Origin of the sequence: Streptomyces pluripotens (genome assembly GCF_000802245.2) — a bacterium.
Classification (GTDB): Bacteria; Actinomycetota; Actinomycetes; order Streptomycetales; family Streptomycetaceae; genus Streptomyces; species Streptomyces pluripotens.
Genome location: NZ_CP021080.1, coordinates 3,753,809 through 3,779,561 on the forward strand (window position 1 = coordinate 3,753,809; position 25,753 = coordinate 3,779,561).

The window sequence follows — 25,753 nt, forward strand, 5'->3', positions numbered from 1 at the left end:
CACCCCACGGCCGCACCCGATCACCCCATACGGGAGAATCGAGGCATGGGACAGAACCACGGGGAGGAACCGTGTCCGGATTCGTAGAAAAGCCCGAGCCGATCCAGGTTCCGGGCCTGGTGCACCTGCACACCGGAAAGGTGCGCGAGCTGTACCAGAACGAGGCGGGTGACCTCGTGATGGTCGCCAGCGATCGCATGTCCGCCTACGACTGGGTGCTGCCCACGGAGATCCCCGACAAGGGTCGTGTCCTCACCCAGCTCTCCCTGTGGTGGTTCGACCAGCTGCGCGACCTGGCCGCCAACCATGTGATCAGCACCGAGCTGCCCGAGGGCGCGCCCGCCGACTGGGCGGGCCGCACACTCGTCTGCAAGTCGCTGAAGATGGTCCCGGTGGAGTGCGTGGCCCGCGGTTACCTCACTGGCTCCGGCTTGCTGGAGTACAACGAGTCCCGAACGGTCTGCGGTCTCGCGCTTCCCGAAGGCCTGGTCGACGGCTCCGAACTCCCCGCCCCGATCTTCACTCCAGCCACCAAGGCCGAGGTCGGTGAGCACGACGAGAACGTCTCCTACGAGGCGGTCGTCCGCCAGGTCGGTGCCGAGACCGCCACCCAGCTGCGCCAGGCCACGCTCGCCGTGTACTCCCGCGCCCGGGACATCGCCCGGGACCGCGGAATCATCCTGGCCGACACCAAGTTCGAGTTCGGCTTCGACGGTGACCGACTGCTCCTCGCCGACGAGGTACTCACCCCGGACTCCTCGCGCTTCTGGCCGGCCGACCGGTGGCAGCCGGGCCGTGCGCAGCCGTCGTACGACAAGCAGTACGTGCGTGACTGGCTGACCTCCGCCGAGTCCGGCTGGGACCGCAAGGGCGAGCAGCCCCCGCCGCCGTTGCCGGAGGCCGTGGTGGCGGCGACCCGGCAGAAGTACGTGGAGGCGTACGAGCTGCTGACCGGCACCAGCTGGTCGTAGCGCACGAAGAAGCCCCCCGGTAGAAACCGGGGGGCTCGATCTGGAGCGGACGACGAGGCTCGAACTCGCGACCTCAACCTTGGCAAGGTTGCGCTCTACCAACTGAGCTACGTCCGCGTTGCGCCGTGGCGCGAGAGCAACTATACCCAACCTCGCTCGCGTGCGAGACGCACTGCCGCATGCCGGTTCTCGGCACCGAGCTTGGTGACGGCCGAGGAGAGGTAGTTCCGTACGGTCCCGGGCGACAGTGCGGCCCGCCCGGCGATCTCCGCGACCGGCGCTCCATCGGCCGCCAGCTCCAGCACCTCGGCCTCTCGCGCGGTCAGCGGGGAGTCTCCGGCGGAGATCGCGTCGGCTGCCAACTCGGGGTCCACATAGCGGTGTCCGGCGTGCACGGTGCGAATGATCTCGGCGAGACGCTGGGCGCTGACGGTCTTGAGGGCGAAGCCCCGTACGCCCGCCGCGAGCGCCCGTTTCAGATGTCCCGGCCGCCCGTGCCCGGTGACGATCAGTACGTGGCAGCCGGGCAGTTCGGTGCGCAGGGATGTGGCGACCTTCACACCGTCGGCGCCGGGCATCTGCAGATCGAGGACGGCCACGTCGGGCTGATGTGCCCGAGCCATGGCCAGTGCCTCGGGACCGCTGGCGGCCTCTGCTACGACCAGGAGATCGTCCTCCAGGGAGAGCAGGGCGGCCAGCGCACCCCGGATCAGATGCTCGTCGTCGGCGAGCAGCAGTCGTACCGGACCGCTCATCACCTGGCTCCGCTCGCTTCCGTGTCCCGGTCCTTGTGCCGGGACGCCTCGTCGTTGTGCCGGGACGCCTCGTCGTTCACCAGTGGCACCTCTGCCATCAGCCGGAACCGGTCCTGGCCGACGGCCGTCGCTTCCAGGGACCCGTCCACGGCGGCCAGCCGCTCCCGCAGCCCGGCGAGTCCCGACCCGCCGCTGCCGTGCGACCCCGGTATCCGGTCGGCTCCGCCGCCTGCGTGGTCTTCGCTGCGCATATGGCCGGTGTTGCCGGTGGGGCTGGGGTGGTCAGCTCCGTCGTTCTCCACGGTCAGCACCACATTCCCCTCCTGTATCCGCAGTTCCACCGTGCAGTGTCCAGCGTCCCCGTGCCGCAGGACGTTGGTGGCCGCCTCGCGCACCACCCAGCCGAGCGCGGACTGCACCTCGGCGGGCAGTTCCACGGTCTCCGCGTGGATCTCGCAGTTGATCCCGGCGGCTGCCAGTACACCTCGTGCGCCCGCGAGCTCGATGTCCAGATCAGCTTCCCGGTAGCCGCGTACGACGGCCCGGACCTCCCGTTGGGAGTCCTGTGCGATGCGCTGCACCTCGATCATCTGCTCCACGGCCTCCGGTCGGCCCCGCCGGGCCAACTGCACGGCCAGTTCGCTCTTCAGGGAGATCACGGACAGATTCCGCCCCAACACGTCGTGCAGATCCCGCCCGAACCGCAGGCGCTCCTCGGCGACGGCGAGCCGAGCCTCCACTTCGCGGCCGCGCTCCGCTTCCCAGAGCACCGCCAGGGTCCAGGCGCCGCACCGGCATGCCAGGAGGGAGAGGAGCGCGCCGAAGGCAGTCACCGCGCCGGTCATGAACAGGCCGAGTCCGTCGGGACGCGCCACCTCGGACACGGCCATGAGCAGCAGCGCGAGCACGGCCGAGCGACGCAGGAACACCCGCACGGGCACGATGAGCCCGTGGAGCAGCCCGAACGGCAGCAGACCGGCGCCGATCGCCAACCGGGTCGTCACCGGGTCGGCAGCATGCAGTGCGGTGAGGGCCAGGACCAGTGCCAGCGCCAGCCCGAGCAGGACCGCCGAGGTGTACTGTGCGCCGGCCGGTAGTTTGGCGCGCCCCAGGTAGTGGTCGAGGACGGGCCGGGTGAGCCGGTTGGCGGTGGCGCACTGCAGGGTTCCCACGAGGAGGAGGAGCCCACCGAGGACCAGGGGCACGGGTCGGCGGTCGAGCCCGCCGAGCAGCGGAATCAGCAGCCAGGTGAGCAAGAACACCCAGGGCGTGCAGTACCAGGTGACCACGGTGTGCAACTCGACCCGCTCGGCCTTGCTGCGTCCGCGCCAGTGCCGCTGCTGCCAGCGCCGTATCGACCCCACCATGCGTGCGTCCCCCTGCCTCAGCGCCGCGGCTCCCAGCGGAACCACCGTCGTACAGCAAACACCGCGGCGATCGTCCAGGCCAAGGCGGTCGCCAGGGCGCCGAACGCCTCGTGCGCGCTCAACTGGCCGCTCCAGCCCGCGCGGACCAGGCGGATCGCCGGGGACAGCGGGAGGAATGCGCAGACGGAGGCGAGCCGGCCGGGTAGGACCTCGGCGGGGATCGCGACCCCGGAGCCGACCATGGACACCAGCACCAGTGGCAGCGCGGTCACCTGGGCACTCTCGGTGGTTCGGGTGACCGAAGCGGTGAGCGCGGCGAGTGCGGCGCTGACCACCAGACCGGCCAGCACACCGGGCACGAGCAACTGGGGTGCCTTGGGTGCTCCGATGTGCAGCAGCGCGGCGCAGCCGACGGACAGCACGACGACCTGGGCCAGGCCGACGGCGGTCGCGGGTAGCGCAGTGCCCGTGAGGATCTCGGTGTCGGAGAGTTCGCCGGTGCGCAGCCGTTTGAGGACGAGTTCCTCGCGGCGGGCGACATAGGCACTGACCAGGGAGGTGTAGACGGCGAAGAGGAAGGAGAAGCCGATCGCGGTCGTCAGGAGGACCGTGCCCATGCTCAGCCCTTGCTTCTTCAGATCCAGTTGGTCGAGGGCCGGCCGCACGCTGAGCGGGAGAACGAGGGGTACGACCAGCGCAGTGACGACGGCGCCACGGTTGCGGATGAGGAGGGTGAGTTCGGCGCGGGCCAATGCCCGTAGTCGGCGTGCGGTGGGGCCGAGTGCGGATCCGCCCGGGGCGAGGCCCGGGACCCCAGGTAGGCCACGACGGCCCACCTTCGTCGCGTTCGTCTCCTGTGTGTTCGCCTTCGTCGCGTTTGTCGTCATGTCGGTCGCGCGCATGCCGTCCCGCCTCCTTGAGTACGTCCCCCCTCGGACCCCTTGCACAGGGCGACCGACCGTCTTCGGTCCGACCGTCTTCGTCCTGGTTCCGCTCATGCGGCCGCATCCTGTTCCTGCGCGATTCCGAGAAACGCCTCCTCCAACGAGGCGGAGCGCATGTCGAGGCCGCTCAGCTCGATTCCGGCCGCCGCGGCCCAGGTCAGCACGGCGGTCGCGGTCCGCTGCAGTTCCCGGGTGCGCAGCCGTACGACCTGGCCGTCGGCCTCGTGCTCGCAAACGCCGAGGCCGGTGAGGGGCGGCAGATCGCCGAGGAAGTAGCCGTCGGGCAGTCGGAAGGACAACCGGGAGGGGCGGCCCGCGGTGACCTCGGCCGGGGTTCCGGCGGTGGCGATGCGGCCTTTGTGCAAGATGGCGAGCCGGTCGGCGAGGCCTTCGGCCTCCTCCAGGTAGTGCGTGGTGAGCAGCACGGTGGTGCCGCTGTCACGCAGGTTGCGCACCAACTCCCAGGTGTCACGGCGGCCTTCGGCGTCGAGTCCGGTCGTCGGTTCGTCGAGGAAGAGCACCTCTGGCTCGCCGAGCAGGGCGAGCGCGAGGTCGAGACGGCGCCGCTCGCCACCGGAGAGCTGCTTGACGCGTACCCGAAGCTTGTCCGCGAGCCCGACCAGCTCCAGTGCCTCCGCCTCCGGCCGGGCGCTGCTGGTGCAGCCGGCCCACATCCGTGCGGTCTCGGTGACGGTCAGCTCGGAAGGGAATCCACCCTCCTGGAGCATCACCCCGGTGCGGGGGCGTACGGCCGCCCGTTCTCGGCAGGGGTCGTGGCCGAGCACCCGGACCGTCCCCGCGGCCGGTGCGGCGAGTCCCTCCAGCAGTTCGACCGTGGAGGTCTTGCCCGCGCCGTTGGTGCCCAGCAGGGCGAAGATCTCCCCCCGCGCCACCGAGAAGCTGATCCCGCGTACGGCTTCGAACCCGCCCCCGTAGACACGTCTGAGGCCGGTGGCCTCGATCACGTGTTCATGTTCGTCGTTGTCCATGAGGCCAGCCTCCCGGGGGCGGGTGCGGTCCGGCAGTGCGTGGTGTCATCGCCCGGCATGACACATGTCAGGGCGGATTCGGAAAACGGACCGCAGACGACGGGTCAGACAGGGCAGACCCTGGACAACGGATGAGGGCAATCGGTCCTGGGCGGTATCCGGGTGGTGGATCCGGATGGGTCGACGCGGGTGGTGGATCCGGAAAAAAAAGAAAGACCCCGGTCCAGCAGACCGGGGTCTTGTTCCTGAGCGGACGACGAGGCTCGAACTCGCGACCTCAACCTTGGCAAGGTTGCGCTCTACCAACTGAGCTACGTCCGCATTGCTCCCGACCGGCTCCCACCGATCGGTGCGCGCACCAGCCTACCCGATCCACAGCAGTGGTCGTAACGGCGGTGCAGAGCGGGTGACAGGGATTGCACACTGCGCCTTCCCCCTGGAAGGGGGATGTTCTACTACTGAACTACACCCGCACGGCTCTCGGGATTCGGCCTCTCGGCCTCGCCCCTCGGCGTGTCCCAAACACTAGCTGATCAACGGGGGGGTAGCGCAAGTCGGTTCCCCCTTGCGGTCGTCCCGGGGTCCTCCGGACGCGCCCGGTCGAGGTGCTCCGAGCGTCTCCGTGGCCAAGTGCACGGCCCCCAGGGCCCTCTGACGGACCCTGGGGGCTCGCCCCTTCGCGGGTCTCACTGCGCGGCGCGGAACGCCTCGTAGACCTTCTTGGGGATGCGTCCGCGTGCCGGGACGTCCATCTTGTTGGCCTGGGCCCAGGCGCGGACGGCCGCCGGATCGGGGGCGATCTCCGTTTGCTTGTACGCCTTGCCGGACCGTGACCGCTTGCGGCCGGCCTCCACGTAGGGCGCGAGCGCCTTGCGCAGTTTCTTGGCGTTGGTTTCGTTCAGGTCGATCTCGTACGACTTGCCGTCGAGTCCGAAGGCGATCGTTTCCGCCGCTTCCGAGCCGTCGATGTCGTCAAAGAGAGTGACCACGACCTTTTGCGCCACGAATATCGGTCCCTTCGTGCGGCACGTCGACACGGCTCAACAGCGATGACGTGCCGAGTATCGGCTATTGCCAATTCATTTGTACAGTGCCCGGCAATGCAAAGTGAAGCCCGACTAAATCCGTCCGCGTGTCTGAGTGCAATAGGCACCGGCGGCGGACCGTCGAACTTTCCCAGAACTTTTCGCGGGTGTACGGCTTCGACACCCGATCGTGATGAGCCTCACGTAGTTTCCTACAAATCTACTCGCGTAGAAATTTTGTGCAGGTAGTCTGAAGGAACCTGCTCAGCACCACACACCGGGAGTGCCAGTGGCACGCGTCGTAGTCGACGTCATGCTCAAGCCGGAGATCCTCGACCCCCAGGGCCAGGCGGTCCAGCGTGCGCTGCCGCGCCTGGGTTTCGAAGGTATCTCGGACGTACGTCAGGGAAAGCGTTTCGAACTGGAAGTGGACGGGCCGGTCGATGAGGCCGCGCTCGCCCGTATCCACGATCTTGCGGAATCCTTCCTCGCCAACACCGTGATCGAGGACTTCATCGTCAAGGTGGAAGAGCCCGCGGACGTCGTGGAGGCGGCCAAGTGACCGCTCGTATTGGCGTCGTCACTTTCCCGGGCAGTCTCGACGACCGCGACACCCGGCGTGCGATCCGTCTGGCGGGCGCCGAACCGGTTGCCCTGTGGCACAAGGACAAGGACCTCAAGCAGGTTGACGCCGTGGTGCTGCCCGGTGGTTTCTCCTACGGCGACTACCTGCGGGCCGGCGCCATCTCCCGCTTCTCGCCGGTGATGGAGACCGTCGTCGAGCAGGCGAAGGCCGGCCTTCCGGTCCTGGGCATCTGCAACGGCTTCCAGGTCCTCACCGAGGCTCATCTCCTGCCGGGCGCGATGCTCGGAAACAACCACCTCCACTTCATCTGCCGTGACCAGAAGCTGCGGGTGGAGAACGCGTCAACGGCCTGGACCGGTGACTACCGTGCGGGCCAGGAGATCCTCATCCCGCTGAAGAACATGGACGGCCGGTACGTCGCCGACGACTACACGCTCGACAAGTTGGAGGCGGAGGGCCGGGTCGCCTTCCGTTACCTCGACTTCAACCCCAACGGCAGCCTGAGGGACATCGCCGGCATCACCAACGAGGCCGGCAACGTCGTCGGCCTGATGCCGCACCCGGAACACGCCGTGGAGCCGCTCATCGGCACCGGTCGCACCGACGGCCTCCCCTTCTTCACCTCGATCCTCAAGAAGCTGGTCAACGCATGAGCAGGACGCCTCTGGACACGGTCGAGCATGCGGCCGCGACCCCCGACGTCGAGCTGCCCTGGGCCGAACTCGGCCTGAAGAAGGACGAGTACGAGCGGGTGGTGGAGATCCTCGGCCGCCGCCCGACGGGTGCGGAGCTCGCCATGTACTCGGTCATGTGGTCCGAGCATTGTTCGTACAAGTCCTCCAAGGTCCACCTGCGTCAGTTCGGTGAGAAGGCGCCCCGGTCGGAGGCCATGCTCGTCGGCATCGGTGAGAACGCCGGCGTGGTGGACGTCGGCCAGGGCTACGCGGTCACCTTCAAGGTCGAGTCGCACAACCACCCGTCGTACGTCGAGCCCTACCAGGGCGCGGCCACGGGTGTCGGCGGCATCGTCCGGGACATCATCGCGATGGGTGCCCGCCCGGTCGCCGTGGTGGACCCGTTGCGCTTCGGTGCGGCCGACCACCCCGACACCAAGCGCGTGCTGCCGGGCGTGGTAGCCGGCATCGGCGGCTACGGCAACTGCCTGGGCCTGCCCAACATCGGCGGCGAGGTCGTCTTCGATGCCTGTTACCAGGGCAACCCGCTGGTCAACGCCGGTGCCATCGGCGTCATGCGGCACGAGGACATCCACCTGGCCAAGGCGTCCGGTGCGGGCAACAAGGTGGTTCTGTACGGTGCCCGGACCGGCGGCGACGGCATCGGCGGCGCGTCGATCCTGGCCTCCGAGACCTTCGACGACGCCAAGCCGTCGAAGCGCCCCGCGGTGCAGGTCGGCGACCCGTTCCAGGAGAAGTTGCTCATCGAGTGCACCCTGGAGGCCTTCCAGGAGAAGCTGGTGGTGGGCATCCAGGACCTGGGCGCGGCGGGCTTGTCCTGTGCGACCAGCGAGTTGGCCTCCAACGGATCCGGGGGCATGCGCGTCACCCTGGACGACGTCCCGTTGCGCGACTCGACCCTGTCTCCTGAGGAGATCCTCATGAGCGAGTCGCAGGAGCGCATGTGCGCGGTCGTGGAGCCGGACAAGGTCGACCGGTTCTTGGAGATCTGCGAGAAGTGGGACGTCATCGCCACGGTCATCGGTGAGGTGACGGACGGCGACCGGCTGGAGATCTTCTGGCACGGCGAGAAGATCGTGGACGTCGCCCCGCGCACCGTCGCCCACGACGGCCCGGTCTACGAGCGCCCCTACGCGCGCCCCCACTGGCAGGACGCGCTGCAGGCCGACGACGCGAACAGGCTGCCGCGGCCGGAGACGGGCGAGGAACTGAAGGACCAGGTCCTGAAGCTGGCCGGCTCCCCGAACCAGGCGTCCAAGAAGTGGATCACCCAGCAGTACGACCACTTCGTGCAGGGCAACACCGTCCTCGCCCAGCCGGAGGACTCCGGCATGATCCGCGTGGACGAGGAGACGGGCCTCGGTGTCGCGATTGCCACGGACGGCAACGGCCGCTACGCCAAGTTGGACCCGTACACCGGCGCCCAACTGGCTCTCGCCGAGGCCTACCGCAACGTCGCCACCACGGGGGCCAAGCCGCTCGCCGTGTCGGACTGCCTGAACTTCGGATCCCCCGAAGACCCGGCGGTCATGTGGCAGTTCGCCGAAGCCGTGCGGGGACTGGCCGACGCCTGCCAGCAGCTGGGCACCCCAGTGACCGGCGGCAACGTCTCGCTCTACAACCAGACCGGCGAGGCGGCCATCCACCCGACGCCGGTGGTGGCCGTCCTCGGTGTGATCGATGATGTGGCCCGCCGTACTCCGGTCGCCTTCCAGGAGGAGGGCCAGCTGATCTACCTCCTGGGTGACACCCGTGAGGAGTTCGGCGGCTCGGCCTGGTCCCAGGTGATCCACGACCACCTGGGCGGTCTGCCCCCGGCCGTGGACCTGGAGCGGGAACGACTGCTGGCCGAGATCCTGATCTCCGCCTCCCGCGACGGCATGATCGACTCCGCGCACGACCTGTCCGACGGCGGCCTGATCCAGGCGGTCGTGGAGTCCGCGCTGCTCGGCGGCAAGGGTGCCCGCCTGGTCGTCCCCGACGGTCTGGACGCCTTCACTTTCCTCTTCTCCGAGTCGGCCGGCCGCGCGGTGGTCGCCGTGCCGCGCTCGGAGGAGGTCCGCTTCAACGACATGTGCGCTGCGCGCGGCCTTCCGGCCACCCGCATCGGTGTCGTGGACGGCGACTCGGTGGAGGTGCAGGGCGAGTTCGAGCTCTCGCTGGCCGACCTGCGTGAGGCCCACGAGGGGACGATCCCGGCGCTGCTGGCGTAGGAGCCGTACCCCGGGGGACCAACGTGCCCGGGGAGCTGGACGCGGTGGGTGAAACCGGCCCGCCGGGCCCTGCCCGGTGGGCCGGGGCGCTGCGCGGGCCGGGGCGGGAACTCCGGCCGGGTGAGGGCTGTGGGCCGCGGCCCACAGCCGGCGGCCGGTGGGGTCGTCGAGGTGCGCTGTGTGCCTGCCGCCTCCGGATGGCGACCGTGGGACGTCGCTTGCCCGCCTGCCGGGGGCGGGGCGGTTCGGCTCTCAGGCCACCACCGTCTCCTCTCAGGCCACCACCGTCTCCCGCAGGGGCTCCGCCTCGGCCGGCCCGGCCTTCGGCAGCCGAAGCGCCAGTAGCAGGCACAGCAGCATCACCCCGGCCCCGCACAGGAATGCCGCGTCCAGCGCGGAGACGTACGCCTGCACGCCCCGAGCGCGGGCCGGGCCGTGCAGGCAGGATCGGTTCGACGGCGGTGAACCGGCGGCCCAGGAAGAGCCCGAGCGCGCTGCCGGAGGCCAACCCGCCGGCCCGTATCCGCTCGCCGTGCGGTGGCGGGCCCGCATAGGCTCACCGCCATGCCACCGGCCAAGAAGCGTGCCCGCAGCTACGACCCCGCACGGACCCGCGCCGCGGTCTTCGCCCAGTTCACCGGCGTCCGGGAGGCCGTTCGCGGCCTCGCCCCCGAGCAGCTCGCGCTGCCCACCCGGCTCGACGACTGGACCGTACGGGACCTGATCGCGCACCTGGGCATGGCGCTCACCGCCGTCCACCGCGCCCTTGACCTGCCGGCCCCGCCCAAGCGGGACGTCACGGCGGTCGAGTGGCCGTTCTCCACCGCCGCCCGCGCCGTCGACATCGCCGGCTTCACCCGGGGCCTCGCCGCAGAGCACCCCGACCTCGACGCCTATCTCGCCGATGTGGACCGGAGCCTGCGGATCCTGCTCGCCGAGCATCCCGGCACCCGGCTGCTGGCGACCAGCGCGGGCGCGCTGCCGCTGGACGACTACCTGGTCACCCGTACCGTCGAGCTCGTTGTCCACACGGACGACCTCAACGCCGCCGTCGAGGGCCTCGACGTCCCGTACGACCGCCAGGCCCTGGCCGCCGCCACCCGGCTGCTGGCCGACGCCCTCGCGGTGAAGGCGCCCGGCGGGTCCACCGAGGTGCGCGTGCCGCCGTACGCCGTCGTCCAGTGCGTCGAGGGTCCCCGGCATACCCGCGGTACCCCGCCCAACGTCGTGGAGACCGACCCCCTGACCTGGATCCGGCTTGCCACCGGGCGCATGACCTGGACGGACGCCGTGGCGGAGGCGAAGGTGAACGCTAGTGGGGAGCGGGCGGACCTCGGGGACCTGCTGCCGCTGATGACGTAGCGGGACCGCTCCGGCGGCGGAGCGGAACCTGTTCTGCCGTCGGACCGTCGAATCCGTATGAAACGGCACGAAGGGTGCGCATCCCTGACGGTGACGGCCGTGCTGGTCCTGTTCGCGGTGGCCTGCGGCGGCAGAGCGGCGGACAGTGGTCCGGTGACTGCCCAGCAGCCGGTGACCGGCATCGATTGGCGGGTCGACGGCCTGACGGCCGGGGGTGTGGCCCGGCGTGCGCCTGCCGCCGCCCATCTCCGTATCGGCGAGGACGGTGGCGCGGTCGGGAATCTCGGCTGCAACTGGTTCAGTGCACGGGGCACCGTGCACGGCGACCGGATCACTTTCGGTGACCTCCGCACCACCCGGATGGCCTGCGACCGGGACCGGATGGACTTCGAACGCGCTCTCGCCCACACGCTCACCGCCGGCACGCTGACCGCTCGGACCCATGACGCGGAGCTGACACTCACCGGCGACGACGGCGATCGCATCCAGCTCCGCCGCAGTACGGCCGAATGATGTGCGACACCTCACTCATGGGTGCGGAACATGGCCTCAGAACGGCCCACAGATGCGCCGCAGACGGCCGCCCTGGAACCTGCTGAACCGTGCTGACCAGCACAAATGAAGAAAGCGACAAGGTGATCCACAACGCCTTGCCCGTGACCGGCCCGCATCCCCAATTCGGACCAGTGGTCGACCTCGCCTACACTCAGTGCCGTGCCACGTGGTGACGGTCGACTCAATCACGATCTGCTCCCCGGTGAGAAGGGCCCCCAGGACGCTTGCGGCGTCTTCGGTGTCTGGGCTCCGGGTGAAGAGGTCGCAAAGCTCACGTACTTCGGGCTCTACGCCCTTCAGCACCGGGGTCAAGAATCCGCGGGAATCGCGGTCAGTAACGGCTCCCAGATCCTCGTCTTCAAGGACATGGGCCTGGTCTCCCAGGTCTTCGACGAGACCTCGCTCGGTTCGCTCCAAGGTCATATCGCGGTCGGACACGCCCGCTACTCGACCACTGGTGCCTCCGTGTGGGAGAACGCCCAGCCGACGTTCCGTGCCACTGCGCACGGCTCGATCGCGCTCGGTCACAACGGCAACCTGGTCAACACGGCGCAGCTCGCCGAGATGGTCGCCGACCTGCCGAACGACAACAACAGCCGCTCCACCCGGGTTGCGGCCACCAACGACACCGACCTGCTGACGGCTCTGCTGGCCGCCCAGGTCGGCGAGGACGGCAAGCCGCTGACCATCGAGGAGGCCGCTCACACGGTCTTCCCGAAGGTGCGGGGTGCCTTCTCGCTCGTCTTCATGGACGAGCACACCCTCTACGCCGCCCGTGACCCGCAGGGAGTCCGCCCGCTGGTCCTCGGCCGGCTGGAGCGCGGCTGGGTGGTCGCCTCCGAGACCGCGGCCCTGGACATCACCGGCGCGAGCTTCGTGCGGGAGATCGAGCCGGGTGAGTTCGTCGCCATCGACGAGAACGGTCTGCGCAGCTCACGCTTCGCGGAAGCGAAGCCCAAGGGCTGCGTCTTCGAGTATGTGTACCTGGCCCGCCCGGACACCGACATCGCCGGCCGGAACGTCTACCTCTCCCGTGTGGAGATGGGCCGCCGTCTGGCCAAGGAAGCCCCGGCCGAGGCCGACCTGGTCATAGCGACCCCGGAGTCCGGCACGCCGGCCGCCATCGGCTACGCCGAGGCCTCCGGCATCCCGTTCGGCAGCGGCCTGGTGAAGAACGCCTACGTCGGCAGGACCTTCATCCAGCCCTCGCAGACCATCCGGCAACTGGGTATCCGCCTGAAGCTGAATCCGCTGAAGGAAGTCATCAAGGGCAAGCGGCTGGTCGTGGTGGACGACTCGATCGTCCGCGGCAACACCCAGCGTGCCCTGGTCCGCATGCTGCGCGAGGCGGGTGCCGCCGAGGTCCACATCCGGATCTCCTCGCCGCCCGTGAAGTGGCCGTGCTTCTTCGGCATCGACTTCGCCACCCGCGCGGAGCTGATCGCCAACGGCATGACCATCGAGGAGATCGGCACCAGCCTGGGCGCCGACTCCCTGGCCTACATCTCCATCGACGGCATGATCGAGGCGACCACCATCGCCAAGCCGAATCTGTGCCGCGCCTGCTTCGACGGGGAGTACCCGATGGAGCTGCCGGACCCCGAGCTGCTCGGCAAGCAGCTCCTGGAGACCGAACTGGCCGCCGGGCCCGCCGCCACGGCCGCCGCCGACGCGATCCGTCGCCCATAAGCCCTGCTGCCGTTCACGCAGTACGACACGAAAGTTCTCAAGGTCATGTCTTCTGAGACCCCTATTGCCGAGGGCGGCGCCAGCTACGCGAGCGCGGGCGTCGACATCGAAGCGGGCGACCGCGCCGTAGAGCTGATGAAGGAGTGGGTGAAGAAGACTCGGCGCCCCGAGGTCCTGGGCGGCCTCGGCGGTTTCGCTGGGCTCTTCGACGCCTCCGCCCTCAAGCGCTACGAGCGTCCACTCCTCGCCTCCGCCACGGACGGCGTCGGCACGAAGGTCGACGTCGCGCGCCGGCTGGGCGTCTACGACACCATCGGTCACGACCTCGTCGCCATGGTCATGGACGACATCGTGGTGTGTGGTGCCGAGCCGCTGTTCATGACGGACTACATCTGTGTGGGCAAGGTCCACCCCGAGCGGGTCGCCGCGATCGTCAAGGGCATCGCGGAGGGCTGTGTGCTGGCCGGCTGCGCCCTGGTGGGCGGTGAGACGGCCGAACACCCGGGCCTGCTGGGCGAGGACGACTTCGACGTCGCCGGAGCCGGCACGGGCGTCGTGGAGGCCGACCGGCTGCTCGGCGCGGATCGTATCCGCAAGGGTGACACCGTGATCGCCATGGCGTCCTCCGGTCTTCACTCGAACGGGTACTCCCTGGTCCGCCACGTCCTGTTGGACCGTGCGGGCCTGGCCCTGGAGACGGAGGTTCCGGAGCTGGGTCGCACGCTCGGCGAGGAGCTGCTGGAGCCGACGAGGATCTACTCGCTGGACTGCCTGGCGCTGACCCGCACCACCGAGGTGCACGCGTTCAGCCACATCACCGGTGGTGGCCTCGCGGCCAACCTGGCCCGGGTGATTCCGGACGACCTGCACGCCGTGCTCGACCGCGGCACCTGGACCCCGGCAGCCGTCTTCGACCTGGTCGGCAGGACCGGTGACGTGGAGCGGTTGGAGCTGGAGAAGACCCTCAACATGGGCGTCGGCATGATCGCCGTCGTGCCGGAGGAGTCCACCGAGGCGGCTCTGGCGACCCTGGCCGACCGCGGGGTCGAGTCATGGATCGCCGGCGAGATCACCGACCGGGGTGACAAGGAGACCGGCGCGGAGCTGGTGGGCGACTACGCGGGCTGAGCCTGCGGGTAGCACAGAACCCGGTCGGTGGCTGAGCCATCGACCGGGCAGGTGCTCAATGCAAGGTCAAGCGCCGCGACGGTGTTGTGAAGGACCTTCGTCCTCGCCCTCATCGTCGTCCTCGTAGAGGTCGGCATAGCGAGAATACAGGTCTTCGTCTTGCTCATCGTCCGTGAACCGATCGCCGTTCGGCGACTGGTTCGACGTCGATGCGCCCAGCTCCTCGGCCAGGCGTGAGAGGTCCGTCCCACCGCTGTTGTACTTCAGCTGGCGGGCGACCTTCGTCTGCTTGGCCTTGGCCCGGCCGCGCCCCATGGCTCGACCCCCTCAACGACGGGGCTCGACGGCCCCAGAGTCTGACACGCGTTCATGATCTGGAACGGACTCTCCTCGGAGAGGCCGGTCCGTAGGGCTTCCACGGTACCTGAGCCCGCGCCCATACGGTACGTCGCCCGCAGCACGCGCGTGTGCCCACGACCCTCGAGGCGCCCTGTCCTCGCTGGTCAGTGGCGATTTTAACCACTTCTCGGGGAACGACCCGCCGGTGGAAGTGAGAGTTCTCTCTAAGTTCCCGCCGACGGGTACCGCTCAAGTGTGCGATCGAATCAGTGTGCAGCGTGGACCGTGCGGGCTGCGGCCATCCGCTGCTCGGCGATCCGGTCGGCCGCCGCGGCCGGCGGAATACCGTCTTCCTTCGCGCGTGCGAAGATTGTCAGCGTGGTGTCGAAGATCCTCGCCGCCTTCGCCTTGCACCGGTCGAAGTCGAAGCCGTGCAGCTCGTCGGCCACCTGGATGACCCCGCCCGCGTTCACCACGTAGTCGGGTGCATAGAGGATTCCGCGGTCGGCGAGGTCCTTCTCCACACCCGGGTGGGCGAGCTGGTTGTTGGCCGCGCCGCACACGACCTTGGCGGTGAGCACCGGCACGGTGTCGTCGTTCAGGGCGCCGCCGAGGGCGCAGGGGGCGTAGATGTCGAGACCGCCGACCTGGCCGCCCCGGATCAGCGCCTCGGTGTCAGCGACGGCAGTCACCCCTTCGGGGTACTGGTCGATGATCCGCTGGACGGCGTCCGCGCGCACGTCCGTGATCACGACCTCCGCCCCCTCCTCGCGCAGGTGCTTCACCAGATGGTGGCCGACCTTGCCGACACCGGCGATGCCGACCTTGCGGCCCCGCAGCGAGGGGTCGCCCCACAGGTGCTGGGCGGAGGCGCGCATGCCCTGGTAAACCCCGAAGGCGGTGAGTACGGAGGAGTCGCCGGCACCGCCGTTCTCGGGAGATCGCCCGGTGGTCCACCGGCATGCGCGCGCTACGACGTCCATGTCGGCCACGTAGGTGCCGACGTCGCACGCGGTGACGTAGCGGCCACCGAGGGAGGCGACCATGCGCCCGTAGGCGAGCAGCAGTTCCTCGGTCTTGTCGCGCTCCGGGTCGCCGATGATCACGGCCTTGCCGCCGCCGTGGTCGAGACCGGCCATGGCGTTCTTGTACGACATCCCGCGCGCGAGGTTGAGAGCGTCGGCCACGGCCTCGGACTCGGTTGCGTACGGGTAGAAGCGGGTGCCGCCGAGGGCAGGGCCGAGGGCGGTGGAGTGGATGGCGATCACGGCTTTCAGGCCGGTTTCGCGGTCCTGGCAAAGCACGACCTGCTCATGGCCGCCCTGATCCGAGTGGAACAGGGTGTGCAGGACATCAGCAGGTGCGCCGGTTACGTCGGTCACTGTGGTGACTCCTGTGTACTTAGCGGCGAGTGGGGTGGGGTCCCCGTGCGGGTGGCGGAAACCGTGCCATGAGCGTAGAGCCTCGGCACGACCACCGTCCGCGCAGTGTTCAGGATCACTCCCCCGAGCTCTTTCCGCACGCATGACCGTGGCACGATTTGCCGTGGTTTCGAGCCGGGCTCGATGGGGAGGGAGCAGGCGTGCCCAAGGTGTCCTCCGTGGTCGTCCCCTACGCCGCTTATCTGCGCGTGTACGAGCCGCTGGGTGCCTTCCCGGAGCCGGAGCGCAGCCACTGGGCGCGCTACGCCCGCCGTTCCGACCGCCCGTCCTACCAGGACGAACTGCGTCGCTCCCTGGCCGACTTGCTGCCCACCCCGCCGGTAGCGGTGCCGGTGCACGAGAGCGGCGACGCCTTCGTGCTGGAAGTGGACGGGGTGGTCTGCGTGTGCCCCTGGCGGACCCGGCTGCGCGGCTGGCAGGCACTGGACGAGCTCGCCGACGAGTTGCCCCCGCCGGTGTTGGACGCGGTGCTGCCCCCCGTGGTGCGCCGCCAGGCCGCCCAGGACTACGAGCGCTGGCTCGCCCGCAACCCCGATGCCCGCCCCTGGATTCGTACGGCGACCTGGCACGTCCCGCTGAACTGGTTCGTGCTGGTCGCGGACGAGGAGCGCCGTTACGACAAGGGCACCGCCGAGGTGCCCCCGGTACTGCGCTACCGCACCCCCATGGTGCAGGCCAGGCGTCGAGTGGCGCGGGCGTTGCGCACGCTGAAGGAGACCGTCGAGGAGAGCCCGCTGATCGACGGCCTGGTGGACGTCGGCCGCTGGCTGGAGGAGTTCCACCCCCGCTCGCTGGTGGAGCTGGACTACGGCGGCCTGGTGCACGTACTGCCGGCGGGTGAGCTGGAGGGCGACCACTCGGCAGCAGACGTGGCCAGTGGGATCGAGGCGCTGCGCCGGGGTGACGGAGCAGCGGCCGGAGAGGCTTACGGGCGGCTCGTGGACCGGTGGCGGGCGGTGCGGGACCGGCGTTCGGCGAACTGACGCTCGGGGCGAACAGGCGCTTCGGTGAACTGACGTTTCAACAGAAGTGATCAGAAAGTGACGTGCATCACAGCTGAGACGGTATCGGACGGCGTACGGTCAACGGCACTTCACTAGCTGACGGGACGTTGATCCTGATCCGGGCTTTTGTGTCAAGGGTGGCTGAAGCGTGATGGACCGCACGTACTGGGCCCTTGCGCCTCTTGCCTCTCCTCGTGCCAAAATAGGACAAGGAGTCCGGGGAGGGCTCTGTCCGTCCATCTGTGCTCCACTGTGGGCGGAATCTCCGTATTGCACGCTTTCGGGGGGTCTGGTGGCTCCTGATCGTCCTGTGACTGATCGTCACAGTGGCGTGACTGTCCGCTATGGCATGGTCCATCGGCTTCCGTCGCTGATGGACACCTGGGAGGGCAATTCCATCGGTTTGGCCGACGGGGCTGGACAGATGGTGTAGTTGTAGTGCCGAGGACAAGCCGTTCGTCCTATAACCGACTCGACTCGCGTCCGCCATTTCGGGCAACGCGGGTCAAGGTGCAGAATTTAGAGGAAAGAACCGAGAACGTCGGTTCTCCCGAGGAGGCCGCTCATGACCGCTCGCACCCCTGATGCCGAGCCGCTGCTGACCCCGGCTGAGGTCGCCACCATGTTCCGCGTCGACCCCAAGACGGTCACGCGGTGGGCGAAGGCCGGCAAGCTCACTTCTATTCGCACGCTCGGCGGGCATCGCCGCTACCGCGAGGCCGAGGTCCGCGCCCTGCTGGCGGGCATCCCGCAGCAGCGCAGCGAGGCCTGAGTAACTGCATAGGCGGGCAAGGCGGCTGGTCCCCCAACCGGCCGGGGTGCCCGAACCTCAGCTCCAAGCGACGCGGGACCTGCCCCAACAGGGCCCTCGCCCAGGCCGAAGAGCACGTTGTAGGCAAGCGACACAGGGTGCGTCGTGGATCGCGCTGGACTCCGCCGAGTCCAGCGCGATTCTTGTGTGCTGGTGAGGGGGCGTGGCGGGTCTCTGTGAGCGGCCTTGTCGGAGTCTGGGGAGGGTTGTCGGAACGGCTGTGCGGGGCCCCCGAGGGGGTGCAATTGCACATATTAAATTGACTAGTTGTAGGGCGGGGGTAAGCGCTGCCGTTTCAAAAACTCATGCGGTGACTCCCGTCACACACCTGGGTGGGTGGTGCCGTCGGTGTGCGTGGGTGACGAGGAGCGACGCGTTCCAGCGTCCCACGCCCGGGCGTGTGGGGGCAGGCTCGGGTTACGCGCTCCGGGGACGGTCGTCCCCGGATGCCTCTTCGCTCGCATCCGGGGGCCTGGGGCCGGCGTCCATGGCCAGGCGCAGCAGGTGGTGGCAGATCGGGCAGTGGCGGGTGAGGTGTCGGTAGGACGAGGCGGCCGACAGGTGCGCCCTCAGCAGCGCCCGCGTCTCGTGCCTGGCCGATGCCGTCATGCGCCACCTCCAGGGCCGCACAGGAGGAACGGGCCCTGTTCTCTGGGTACCGAGCGAATGTGACGTCGTCAAGAGCAAGCGGCGTTGTCGGTTCGGCTGCGCCGTGCGGTGCCGGTGTCGTGACGCCTCGTTCCGCTCGGCTCGAACGCCTCCGCCCTCGAACGCCGTACGGGTCGCATCCCCGCCGGTCCGAACCGCATGCCGCGGCATGCGGAAAAGGCCCCCACCGGTGACGATGAGGGCCCTTCCGTGTTGCGGTCCTGACGGGATTTGAACCCGCGGCCTCCACCTTGACAGGGTGGCGAGCACTCCAAACTGCTCCACAGGACCAGGTTTCGCGGCGCTCGACTTCTCGTGTTGCGCTGCGAGAAGAGACTGTACAGGAGGGTGCGGGTCCTGGTCGAACTCACCCCTTGTAAGGGTACGGTTACGGAACGGCTGCGTCGATCGCCTTCACGATCCGCTTGTCGGAGATGGGGTATGCCGTGCCCAGCGCATGGGCGAAATAGCTGACCCGGAGCTCCTCGATCATCCAGCGGATGTCCAGCACCGAGGAGGGGACCGGGCGCCCCTGCGGGAGCTGTTCCAGGAGCCAGGCGTACTCGTCCTGCATCTCGTGGACCTTCGCCATGCGGCTGGTGTCCCGCGGGACACCGGTCGGCATCTGCTGCAGGCGCCGGTCCGCGGCCACCAGGTAGCGCATGAGGTCGGGCAGGCGCCGTATGCCCGCCCAGGTGACGAAACCGGGCTTCACAAGGGCGTCCAGCTGCTTGCGGACGTCTGCCAGGTTCGCGAGCAGGGCCGGGCTGCTCACGGCCTTCAGCCGCCGTTCACAGGACTGCCAGGCCGCGAGGACCTGCTGCACCTGGCCGACCGTGCGGACCGTGGTGTCCACGATCTCCGCGCGCACCTTGTCGTACAGCTTCCGGTACGACTCCTCGTCCCAGGCCGGTCCGCCGAAGTCGGCGATCAGCTGGTCCGCGGCGGCCATCGCGCAGTCGTCGAACAGGGCCTGGATGGAGCCGTGCGGGTTGGCCGACAGGGCGAGCTTCTGCTGGTTGGTGAGTTTCTCGGAGGCGAACTTCGCAGGGTTCACGGGGATGTTGCGCAGGATGAGCCGCCGGGTGCCCTTCCACATGGCTTCCGCCTGCTCGGCACCGGTGTCGAAGAGGCGTACGGAGACCGTGTCGCCGTCGTCCACCAGCGCCGGGTACGCCTTGACCGGCTGGCCGGCCCGCCGGGTCTCGAAGACGCGGGTGAGCGCGCCGAACGTCCAGTCGGTCAGACCCGAGCGCTCCAGTGACTCACCACCCGTCCGGGACGCGGTCGCTGCTGCCGCCTGGGAGAGGGCCTTGCGCGCCTTCGGCTTGAGCCTGAGCCTCAGGGTCTCCAGATCCTTGTCCTCGGCCAGCTTGCGGCGCCGCTCGTCGATGATCCTGAAGGTGATCTGCAGATGGTCTGGGACCTTCGCCCAGTCGAAGTCGTCCGCTTCGAAGGGGACACCGACCATCCGCTTCAGTTCACGGGCCATCGTCACCGTCAGCGGTTCCTGCAGGGGCACCGCCCGCTCCAGGAACGCCTTCGCGTAGTTCGGCGCCGGTACGTAGTTGCGGCGGATGGGTTTGGGCAGCGAACGGATCAGCTCCGTCACCAACTCCTCACGCAGTCCGGGGATCTGCCAATCGAAGCCCGTGTCCGTGACCTGGTTGAGGACCTGGAGCGGGATGTGCACGGTCACGCCGTCGGCGTCCGCGCCCGGCTCGAACTGGTACGTCACCCGGAACGTGAGCTGCCCCTGCCGCCAGGAGTCCGGGTAGTCGGCCTTCGTCACCGCCTCCGCCGATTCCCGGATGAGCATCTCCCGCTCGAAGTCCAGGAAATCGGGCTGTTCGTGCCGCTTCCGCTTCCACCAGGAGTCGAAGTGCGCACCGGAGACGACGTGCTGGGGCACCCGCTGGTCATAGAAGTCGAACAGCGTGTCGTCGTCGACCACGATGTCCCGGCGCCGGGCGCGGTGTTCCAGCTCCTCGACCTCGCTGAGGAGCCTGCGGTTGGCGCCGAAGAACTTGTGGTGCGTGCGCCAGTCGCCTTCCACGAGCGCGTTGCGGATGAAGAGTTCGCGGCTGACCTCGGGGTCGACGCGGCCGTAGTTCACCTTCCGCTGCGCGACGACCGGGACGCCGTACAGCGTGACCCTTTCGTACGCCATCACGGCCGCCTGGTCCTTCTCCCAGTGCGGTTCGCTGTACGTCCGCTTCAGCAGATGCCCGGCCAGCGGTTCGATCCACTCGGGCTCGATCTTCGCGTTGACCCGCGCCCACAGTCGCGACGTCTCCACCAGCTCTGCCGACATCACGAACCGCGGCTGCTTCCTGAACAGCGCCGAGCCCGGGAAGACCGCGAACTTGGCATTGCGTGCGCCGAGGTACTCGTTCTTGTTGCCGTCCTTCACGTCCTTCAGACCGATGTGTGAGAGGAGGCCGGCGAGCAGGGAGACGTGGATGCGGTCGGCTGGGGCGTCGGCACCCGCCGAGGGCTCCTCAAAGCGCATGCCCATCTGCTTGGCGACCGTACGCAGCTGGGTGTAGATGTCCTGCCATTCACGGATGCGCAGGAAGTTCAGGTATTCCTGTTTGCACATCCTGCGGAAGGACGACGAACCGCGTTCCCGCTGCTGCTCGCGGATGTACCGCCACAGATTCAGGTAGGCGAGGAAGTCGCTGGTCTCGTCCTTGAAGCGGGCGTGCTGCTGGTCGGCCTGGGTCTGCTTCTCGACCGGGCGCTCACGGGGGTCCTGGATGGACAGCGCGGCCGTGATCACCATCACCTCACGGACGCAGCCGTTGCGGTCCGCCTCCAGAACCATCCGGGCCAAGCGGGGGTCGACGGGCAGCTGGGCCAGCTTGCGGCCGGTGTCCGTGAGCCGCTTGCGTGGATCTTTCTGCACGGGGTCCAGCGCGCCCAGTTCCTGCAGCAGTTGCACGCCGTCCCGGATGTTGCGGTGGTCCGGTGGATCGATGAACGGGAACTTCTCGATGTCGCCGAGGCCGGCGGCGGTCATCTGCAGGATGACGCTCGCCAGGTTCGTGCGGAGGATCTCCGCGTCCGTGAACTCCGGACGGGCGAGGAAGTCATCCTCGGAGTAGAGGCGGATGCAGACGCCGTCGCTGGTACGGCCGCAGCGGCCCTTGCGCTGGTTGGCACTGGCCTGGGAGACCGGCTCGATGGGCAGCCGCTGGACCTTGGTGCGGTGGCTGTACCGGCTGATCCGGGCGAAGCCCGGGTCGATGACGTATTTGATGCCCGGGACCGTCAGGGAGGTCTCGGCGACGTTGGTCGCCAGAACGATCCTGCGTCCGGCGTGCGGTTGGAAGACCCGGTGCTGCTCGGCGTGCGACAGCCGGGCGTACAGCGGCAGGACCTCCGTGAACCGGTACTTCTTCTTCTCCAGGGCGTCCGCCGTGTCCCGGATCTCCCGTTCGCCGGAGAGGAAGACGAGGATGTCACCGGGTCCCTCGCCCATCAGCTCCTCGACGGCATCGGTGATTGCGGTGATCTGGTCCCGGTCGGTGTCCTCGGAGTCCTCCTCCAGGAGGGGCCGGTAGCGCACCTCCACCGGGTACGTCCGGCCGCTGACCTCGATGACGGGGGCGTCGCCGAAATGCCGGGAGAAGCGCTCGGGGTCGATGGTCGCCGAGGTGATGATGACCTTCAGGTCCGGCCGCTTCGGCAGCAGCTGGGCGAGATAGCCGAGCAGGAAGTCGATGTTGAGGGACCGCTCGTGCGCCTCGTCGATGATGATCGTGTCGTAGGCGCGCAGCTCGCGGTCGGTCTGGATCTCGGCGAGCAGGATGCCGTCCGTCATCAGCTTGATGAACGTCGCGTCCGGGTTCACCTGGTCGGTGAAGCGAACCTTCCAGCCGACGGTCTCGCCGAGGGGCGTCTCCAGCTCTTCGGCGACACGCTCGGCCACCGTGCGGGCGGCGATACGGCGGGGCTGGGTGTGCCCGATCATGCCCCGCACACCGCGGCCGAGCTCCAGGCAGATCTTCGGGATCTGGGTCGTCTTCCCGGAGCCGGTCTCACCGGCCACGATGACGACCTGGTGAGCGCGGATGGCGGCCGAGATCTCGTCCTTCTTCTGACTGACGGGCAGCTGCGCCGGGTACCCGACCGCAGGCACGCGGAAGCGCCGCTCGGCCATCCGGGCCTCGGCCTTGCCGATCTCGGCGTCGATCTCGGCGAGAACGGAGGCACGGGCTTCCGGCTTACGGATCTTGCGTGCGCCCTCAAGCCGCCGGCCGAGCCGGTGCGCGTCGCGCAGTGACAGCTCGGTCAGGCGGGGAGCGAGGGTGCCGAAGGCGGGGGCGGGATGCGTAGACATACGCGGTCCAGGATCTCACCTCGGTCAAATAACACGCGAACGAATTGCACCCGGGCTACAAGGATCACGTGCGTGGGCTCGCGGCAGGTCACCGCGCACCCGGCTCGCGGAAGCCGTTCTGTGCGGCGCTCCTGCACGGATGCCACGGGCGTCGTCCCGTACGACGAAGGCCCCGCCGCTGAACGGGACCTTTTGGCTGGTCGTGGGACACGGTGACAACGGCGTGGCCATGAAGATCTACGCGCACGCGTTGCTGGACAAGCAGGGGAAGGCGCTCCGGAAGCTGGGCGACGCTCTCTCTTGAGAGCCGCTGGCGTACCGGTTGGCGCAGGTGACATGAAAACGGCCCCGCCGAATTGTCTTCGGTGGGGCCGTATGCCCTGATGAGGGCCACTGTGGCTGGGGCCGGGGTCGAACCGGCGACCTTCCGCTTTTCAGGCGGACGCTCGTACCAACTGAGCTACCCAGCCACGAGGTTTCACGTGAAACCTCAGCGGTCCTGACGGGATTTGAACCCGCGGCCTCCACCTTGACAGGGTGGCGAGCACTCCAAACTGCTCCACAGGACCAGGCGCTGCGTACGACAGTGTCGCACATGGCGAGACGGGTTTTCAAAATGCCGATGAGGTCGCTTCCGGAAGCTGGCTTCCCTTGGCTGACCTGCACTTTGTTGGTGCCCGAGATCGCTGGATCAGCATATCAGAGCGGGAGTGGCGTCTCGCACTGGTTATGTGCGGGGGTGAGACGCGGCGGTGACGTCGGCGGTGCGTGCGTCCTGCGGAGCGGGGGGCGAGGGGCGAGGGGGTGGGGGTGAGGAGCGAGGGGAGGGCTGAGAGAAAAGGGGAGAAAGAGGGAAGCAAGGGCGGGGGAGTGGAGCGGGGGCGTGGGCCCAGGCCGGACAGGCCGGCCCACCGTTCCCATGGCGCCTCGCGTGCCGGTGTCCGACGTTCGCTCTCCGGTCGGAGTGGGGGTGGTCATGTCGCGGGAGGCGCGGACGAGTTCGTTCCCGTGAGCCGCGGTGACTGGTGATCGGCGATGGAGAGGTCGTGTCCTGGTGTGCGCCGTCGTGTTCCACTTCGCCGGATGAAAGGCGAGCGGAAGCAGGGCTGGAGGAGCGTGAGACAGCTGCCGAACAGAGGGGTGAACAAGCAAAAGATCCCCTCGAAAGGGGATCTCTCGTTCGTGCCCCCAACGGGATTCGAACCCGTGCTACCGCCTTGAAAGGGCGGCGTCCTAGGCCGCTAGACGATGAGGGCTATCGGCCCACCTGGGCGCTTCTCAGCGCGTCGGGGACGTGAGAAGCATATGGGATGGCGGGGGGTAACGCCAAAACGGTTTTACGGCGCCGAGGTCACGGGGCTGGGCACTGGCGTCGCCCCGGGCCGGTTCTCCTTCGGCAGATGGCGGCTGACCTCGGCCGTTGCCAGTCCCAGTCCGCCGAGTTTGATCGAGTCCCAGGCCTGGAGGCGGTGGCTGTCCCGGTCGAAGTAGAGGATGGAGGCCTCGATGGGGGCGGGGTACCGGTGCTCCACTGCCCGCAACCCGCTCCCGCCCGTGGAACCCTCCATGCGCAGCCGGGTGCCGTATTTCAGCATCTCGGTGCTTTCGTGGTGGAGATGACCGCACAGCACCAGCGGTACGTCGCCGTCCGTCTCGCGGGCCGCGGACGGTTCGTGCGCGATCGCCACGTCCACGGGAGTGCCGGCCACCCGCTGGTCGGCGAGGGCACTGGCCAGCCGGTCGCCCGCCAGTTCCTCCGACGCGTCGCCGCCGGGCACCACCGAGCGGTCGGGGGTGAACTGCGGGTCGCCGATGCCCGCGAAGCGCAGGCCCCCGACCGTTTCCGCCCGGCCGTCGTCGAGAACGTGCACGTTCTTGATGTGCGCCAGGTAGCGCTGGGTGGTCAGCGAGTCGTGGTTGCCCCGTACCCATACGTACGGCACGCCCAGGTCCCCGATCGGGTCCAGGAAACCGTTCTCCGCCGCAGTGCCGTGGTCCATGGTGTCGCCGGAGTCGACGATCACGTCCACCGCGTACTGCTTCACCAACGAGGCGATGATCGTCCAACTGGCCGGGTTCAGATGGATGTCCGACACGTGCAGGACCCGGATCGTGGTGGGATCCGGCCGGTAGACGGGGAGCGTGGAGGTGACGTCGTAGAGCTTCGTCACGTTCGTCACCAGACGGGCCAACTCCTTCTGGTAGACGTCGAACTCGGTGACGATGTTGCGCGCGTTGCCGACCACGGACGGGGCCGAGGTCAGCAGTCCGGAGAACTTCGGTTCCAGGACCGACTTCGGGTTCCAGGTGGCGTACGCGGACGCGCCCGAGGCGGCCAGCAGGGCCAGCGCCAGTCCACCGGCCGTGAGGGCCCGGCGCGGACGCCGGTACACCGCGAGGCCGAGGGCCGTGGCGCCGCAGACTACGGCGACGCAGGAGCGCAAGGCGAGGTCGATGGTGCCGCGCTCGACGTCGTGCACCACTTCGTCCTGGAGGCCGGAGAGCCGCTCGGGATGGTCCACCAGGGTCTGCGCCCGGAGCGGGTCCAACTGGTCGACGTTCACGTCCAGGCGGACCGGAGCGGTGTGGCTGTCCAGGGTCAGGGCGCCCAGCGGAGAGATGTTGATCTTCGTGCCGCCGGTGAGTGAGGGACGCAGGGCCATCGTGGTGTTCATCGGGCCGACCGGGACCCGGACGTTGCCGACGATCAGCAGGCCCAGCCAGGCCCCGACGAGGACGACCACAGTGAGGCCGAGAGCGCGGAGCCAGGGATTGGGGCGTGCGGCGAGCTCTAGGGCAGGCGGTGCAGGACGGGCCCTGCGAGCGGGGTGCGCCCGGTTCGGGGTCCGGTTCAGCATACGGTTCAGGGCTGCGACGGAGACGCG

22 protein-coding genes and 7 tRNA genes are annotated in these 25,753 nt (G+C 68.7%); 11 read left to right on the top strand and 18 right to left on the bottom strand.

Annotated elements, in window-relative coordinates:
* Positions 1-71: 71 nt before the first annotated feature.
* On the top strand, positions 72-971 hold the full coding sequence (locus LK06_RS16970; RefSeq protein WP_039650389.1) for a phosphoribosylaminoimidazolesuccinocarboxamide synthase: 900 nt from the start codon (positions 72-74) through the stop codon (positions 969-971).
* Between the two features lie 41 nt (positions 972-1,012).
* Here the strand turns inward: LK06_RS16970 and LK06_RS16975 are convergent.
* From LK06_RS16975 to LK06_RS17010, 8 genes are all read right to left on the bottom strand, one after another.
* Positions 1,013-1,088: transfer RNA gene (locus tag LK06_RS16975), tRNA-Gly, on the bottom strand.
* Between the two features lie 23 nt (positions 1,089-1,111).
* Positions 1,112-1,726, bottom strand: coding sequence for a response regulator transcription factor (locus LK06_RS16980; RefSeq protein WP_039650387.1), 615 nt, complete (start codon positions 1,724-1,726; stop codon positions 1,112-1,114).
* Positions 1,726-3,093: a sensor histidine kinase gene (locus tag LK06_RS16985; RefSeq protein ID WP_078858763.1), complete on the bottom strand. Its 1,368-nt coding sequence runs from the start codon at positions 3,091-3,093 to the stop codon at positions 1,726-1,728. Before LK06_RS16985 ends, LK06_RS16980 begins: the two co-directional genes overlap by 1 nt.
* 17 nt (positions 3,094-3,110) lie before the next feature.
* A complete protein-coding gene (locus tag LK06_RS16990) occupies positions 3,111-3,995 on the bottom strand; it encodes an ABC transporter permease (RefSeq protein WP_234367428.1) in 885 nt (294 codons plus the stop codon).
* A gap of 92 nt (positions 3,996-4,087) precedes the next feature.
* Positions 4,088-5,026 carry an ABC transporter ATP-binding protein gene (locus tag LK06_RS16995; RefSeq protein WP_043432813.1) on the bottom strand — a complete coding sequence of 313 codons (939 nt, stop codon included), beginning with the start codon at positions 5,024-5,026 and terminating at the stop codon, positions 4,088-4,090.
* Positions 5,027-5,274: 248 nt separating this feature from the next.
* A tRNA-Gly gene (locus LK06_RS17000) sits at positions 5,275-5,347 on the bottom strand.
* 80 nt (positions 5,348-5,427) lie between these two features.
* Positions 5,428-5,499: transfer RNA gene (locus tag LK06_RS17005), tRNA-Gly, on the bottom strand.
* A gap of 213 nt (positions 5,500-5,712) precedes the next feature.
* Positions 5,713-6,030, bottom strand: a complete 318-nt coding sequence (locus LK06_RS17010) for a histone-like nucleoid-structuring protein Lsr2 (RefSeq protein ID WP_039650383.1) — start codon at positions 6,028-6,030, stop codon at positions 5,713-5,715.
* Between the two features lie 310 nt (positions 6,031-6,340).
* Here LK06_RS17010 and purS point away from each other — a divergent pair, with 310 nt between their 5' ends.
* From purS to purL, 3 genes are read left to right on the top strand one after another with little or no spacing between them, the layout of a single operon-like run.
* On the top strand, positions 6,341-6,613 hold the full coding sequence (gene purS / locus LK06_RS17015; protein ID WP_039650381.1) for a phosphoribosylformylglycinamidine synthase subunit PurS: 273 nt from the start codon (positions 6,341-6,343) through the stop codon (positions 6,611-6,613).
* Positions 6,610-7,290 (top strand): phosphoribosylformylglycinamidine synthase subunit PurQ, encoded by a 681-nt coding sequence (gene purQ / locus LK06_RS17020; RefSeq protein WP_039650379.1) that lies wholly within the window; start codon positions 6,610-6,612, stop codon positions 7,288-7,290. Before purS ends, purQ begins: the two co-directional genes overlap by 4 nt.
* The gene (purL, locus tag LK06_RS17025) at positions 7,287-9,545 is read left to right on the top strand and encodes a phosphoribosylformylglycinamidine synthase subunit PurL (protein ID WP_039650377.1); all 2,259 of its coding nucleotides are present in this window, start codon (positions 7,287-7,289) and stop codon (positions 9,543-9,545) included. Before purQ ends, purL begins: the two co-directional genes overlap by 4 nt.
* A 273-nt stretch (positions 9,546-9,818) precedes the next feature.
* On the opposite strand, the gene LK06_RS33225 is transcribed toward purL, so the two are convergent.
* Positions 9,819-9,959 (bottom strand): hypothetical protein, encoded by a 141-nt coding sequence (locus tag LK06_RS33225; RefSeq protein WP_159025093.1) that lies wholly within the window; start codon positions 9,957-9,959, stop codon positions 9,819-9,821.
* A 150-nt stretch (positions 9,960-10,109) separates the two neighbouring features.
* Here LK06_RS33225 and LK06_RS17030 point away from each other — a divergent pair, with 150 nt between their 5' ends.
* The 4 genes from LK06_RS17030 (at position 10,110) to purM (ending at position 14,279) form a co-directional block, all read left to right on the top strand.
* Positions 10,110-10,907 carry a maleylpyruvate isomerase family mycothiol-dependent enzyme gene (locus LK06_RS17030; RefSeq protein ID WP_039650375.1) on the top strand — a complete coding sequence of 266 codons (798 nt, stop codon included), beginning with the start codon at positions 10,110-10,112 and terminating at the stop codon, positions 10,905-10,907.
* Between the two features lie 57 nt (positions 10,908-10,964).
* Entirely contained in the window at positions 10,965-11,420 is a 456-nt protein-coding gene (locus LK06_RS17035; protein ID WP_039650373.1) for an META domain-containing protein, read from the top strand.
* A gap of 201 nt (positions 11,421-11,621) precedes the next feature.
* The gene (gene purF / locus LK06_RS17040; RefSeq protein WP_039650371.1) at positions 11,622-13,151 is read left to right on the top strand and encodes an amidophosphoribosyltransferase; all 1,530 of its coding nucleotides are present in this window, start codon (positions 11,622-11,624) and stop codon (positions 13,149-13,151) included.
* Positions 13,152-13,196: 45 nt separating this feature from the next.
* Complete coding sequence (purM, locus tag LK06_RS17045) at positions 13,197-14,279, top strand: phosphoribosylformylglycinamidine cyclo-ligase (protein WP_039650370.1); 1,083 nt, start codon at positions 13,197-13,199, stop codon at positions 14,277-14,279.
* A 66-nt stretch (positions 14,280-14,345) separates the two neighbouring features.
* Here purM and LK06_RS17050 read toward each other — a convergent pair whose 3' ends face one another.
* Together LK06_RS17050 and LK06_RS17055 are read right to left on the bottom strand one after the other, a co-directional pair.
* Positions 14,346-14,594: a DUF3073 domain-containing protein gene (locus LK06_RS17050; RefSeq protein ID WP_039650368.1), complete on the bottom strand. Its 249-nt coding sequence runs from the start codon at positions 14,592-14,594 to the stop codon at positions 14,346-14,348.
* Positions 14,595-14,884: 290 nt separating this feature from the next.
* Positions 14,885-16,000 carry a Leu/Phe/Val dehydrogenase gene (locus LK06_RS17055; protein ID WP_039650366.1) on the bottom strand — a complete coding sequence of 372 codons (1,116 nt, stop codon included), beginning with the start codon at positions 15,998-16,000 and terminating at the stop codon, positions 14,885-14,887.
* 200 nt (positions 16,001-16,200) lie between these two features.
* Here LK06_RS17055 and LK06_RS17060 point away from each other — a divergent pair, with 200 nt between their 5' ends.
* On the top strand, positions 16,201-17,043 hold the full coding sequence (locus LK06_RS17060; RefSeq protein ID WP_039650364.1) for a DUF8083 family protein: 843 nt from the start codon (positions 16,201-16,203) through the stop codon (positions 17,041-17,043).
* Positions 17,044-17,629: 586 nt separating this feature from the next.
* Complete coding sequence (gene bldC, locus LK06_RS17065; protein ID WP_003949541.1) at positions 17,630-17,836, top strand: developmental transcriptional regulator BldC; 207 nt, start codon at positions 17,630-17,632, stop codon at positions 17,834-17,836.
* A 456-nt stretch (positions 17,837-18,292) separates the two neighbouring features.
* On the opposite strand, the gene LK06_RS17070 is transcribed toward bldC, so the two are convergent.
* From LK06_RS17070 to hrpA, 3 genes are all read right to left on the bottom strand, one after another.
* Entirely contained in the window at positions 18,293-18,484 is a 192-nt protein-coding gene (locus LK06_RS17070; protein WP_039650343.1) for a DUF6274 family protein, read from the bottom strand.
* A gap of 255 nt (positions 18,485-18,739) precedes the next feature.
* A tRNA-Asp gene (locus LK06_RS17075) sits at positions 18,740-18,814 on the bottom strand.
* A gap of 97 nt (positions 18,815-18,911) precedes the next feature.
* Positions 18,912-22,868, bottom strand: coding sequence for an ATP-dependent RNA helicase HrpA (hrpA, locus tag LK06_RS17080; RefSeq protein WP_043432658.1), 3,957 nt, complete (start codon positions 22,866-22,868; stop codon positions 18,912-18,914).
* A gap of 139 nt (positions 22,869-23,007) precedes the next feature.
* Between hrpA and LK06_RS33230 the strand changes: the two genes are divergently transcribed.
* On the top strand, positions 23,008-23,172 hold the full coding sequence (locus tag LK06_RS33230) for a hypothetical protein (protein ID WP_159025092.1): 165 nt from the start codon (positions 23,008-23,010) through the stop codon (positions 23,170-23,172).
* A gap of 92 nt (positions 23,173-23,264) precedes the next feature.
* Here the strand turns inward: LK06_RS33230 and LK06_RS17085 are convergent.
* The 4 genes from LK06_RS17085 to LK06_RS17100 all read right to left on the bottom strand — a co-directional run bounded on the left by LK06_RS17085 (position 23,265) and on the right by LK06_RS17100 (position 25,726).
* Positions 23,265-23,338, bottom strand: a tRNA-Phe gene (locus tag LK06_RS17085).
* A 24-nt stretch (positions 23,339-23,362) separates the two neighbouring features.
* Positions 23,363-23,437, bottom strand: a tRNA-Asp gene (locus LK06_RS17090).
* A gap of 614 nt (positions 23,438-24,051) precedes the next feature.
* Positions 24,052-24,124, bottom strand: a tRNA-Glu gene (locus LK06_RS17095).
* A gap of 81 nt (positions 24,125-24,205) precedes the next feature.
* A complete protein-coding gene (locus tag LK06_RS17100) occupies positions 24,206-25,726 on the bottom strand; it encodes a metallophosphoesterase family protein (RefSeq protein ID WP_039650417.1) in 1,521 nt (506 codons plus the stop codon).
* Positions 25,727-25,753 lie beyond the last annotated feature (27 nt).

Coding starts and splice junctions, on each gene's coding strand:
- purL (WP_039650377.1), top strand. CDS start 7,287: ATGAGCAGGACGCCTCTGGACACGGTCGAGCATGCGGCCGCGACCCCC.
- purM (WP_039650370.1), top strand. CDS start 13,197: ATGTCTTCTGAGACCCCTATTGCCGAGGGCGGCGCCAGCTACGCGAGC.
- bldC (WP_003949541.1), top strand. CDS start 17,630: ATGACCGCTCGCACCCCTGATGCCGAGCCGCTGCTGACCCCGGCTGAG.
- LK06_RS33230 (WP_159025092.1), top strand. CDS start 23,008: ATGCCACGGGCGTCGTCCCGTACGACGAAGGCCCCGCCGCTGAACGGG.
- LK06_RS16980 (WP_039650387.1), bottom strand. CDS start 1,726: ATGAGCGGTCCGGTACGACTGCTGCTCGCCGACGACGAGCATCTGATC.
- LK06_RS16995 (WP_043432813.1), bottom strand. CDS start 5,026: ATGGACAACGACGAACATGAACACGTGATCGAGGCCACCGGCCTCAGA.
- LK06_RS17035 (WP_039650373.1), top strand. CDS start 10,965: ATGAAACGGCACGAAGGGTGCGCATCCCTGACGGTGACGGCCGTGCTG.
- LK06_RS16985 (WP_078858763.1), bottom strand. CDS start 3,093: ATGGTGGGGTCGATACGGCGCTGGCAGCAGCGGCACTGGCGCGGACGC.
- LK06_RS16990 (WP_234367428.1), bottom strand. CDS start 3,995: ATGCGCGCGACCGACATGACGACAAACGCGACGAAGGCGAACACACAG.
- LK06_RS17050 (WP_039650368.1), bottom strand. CDS start 14,594: ATGGGGCGCGGCCGGGCCAAGGCCAAGCAGACGAAGGTCGCCCGCCAG.
- LK06_RS17030 (WP_039650375.1), top strand. CDS start 10,110: ATGCCACCGGCCAAGAAGCGTGCCCGCAGCTACGACCCCGCACGGACC.
- hrpA (WP_043432658.1), bottom strand. CDS start 22,868: ATGTCTACGCATCCCGCCCCCGCCTTCGGCACCCTCGCTCCCCGCCTG.
- LK06_RS17100 (WP_039650417.1), bottom strand. CDS start 25,726: ATGCTGAACCGGACCCCGAACCGGGCGCACCCCGCTCGCAGGGCCCGT.
- LK06_RS17070 (WP_039650343.1), bottom strand. CDS start 18,484: ATGACGGCATCGGCCAGGCACGAGACGCGGGCGCTGCTGAGGGCGCAC.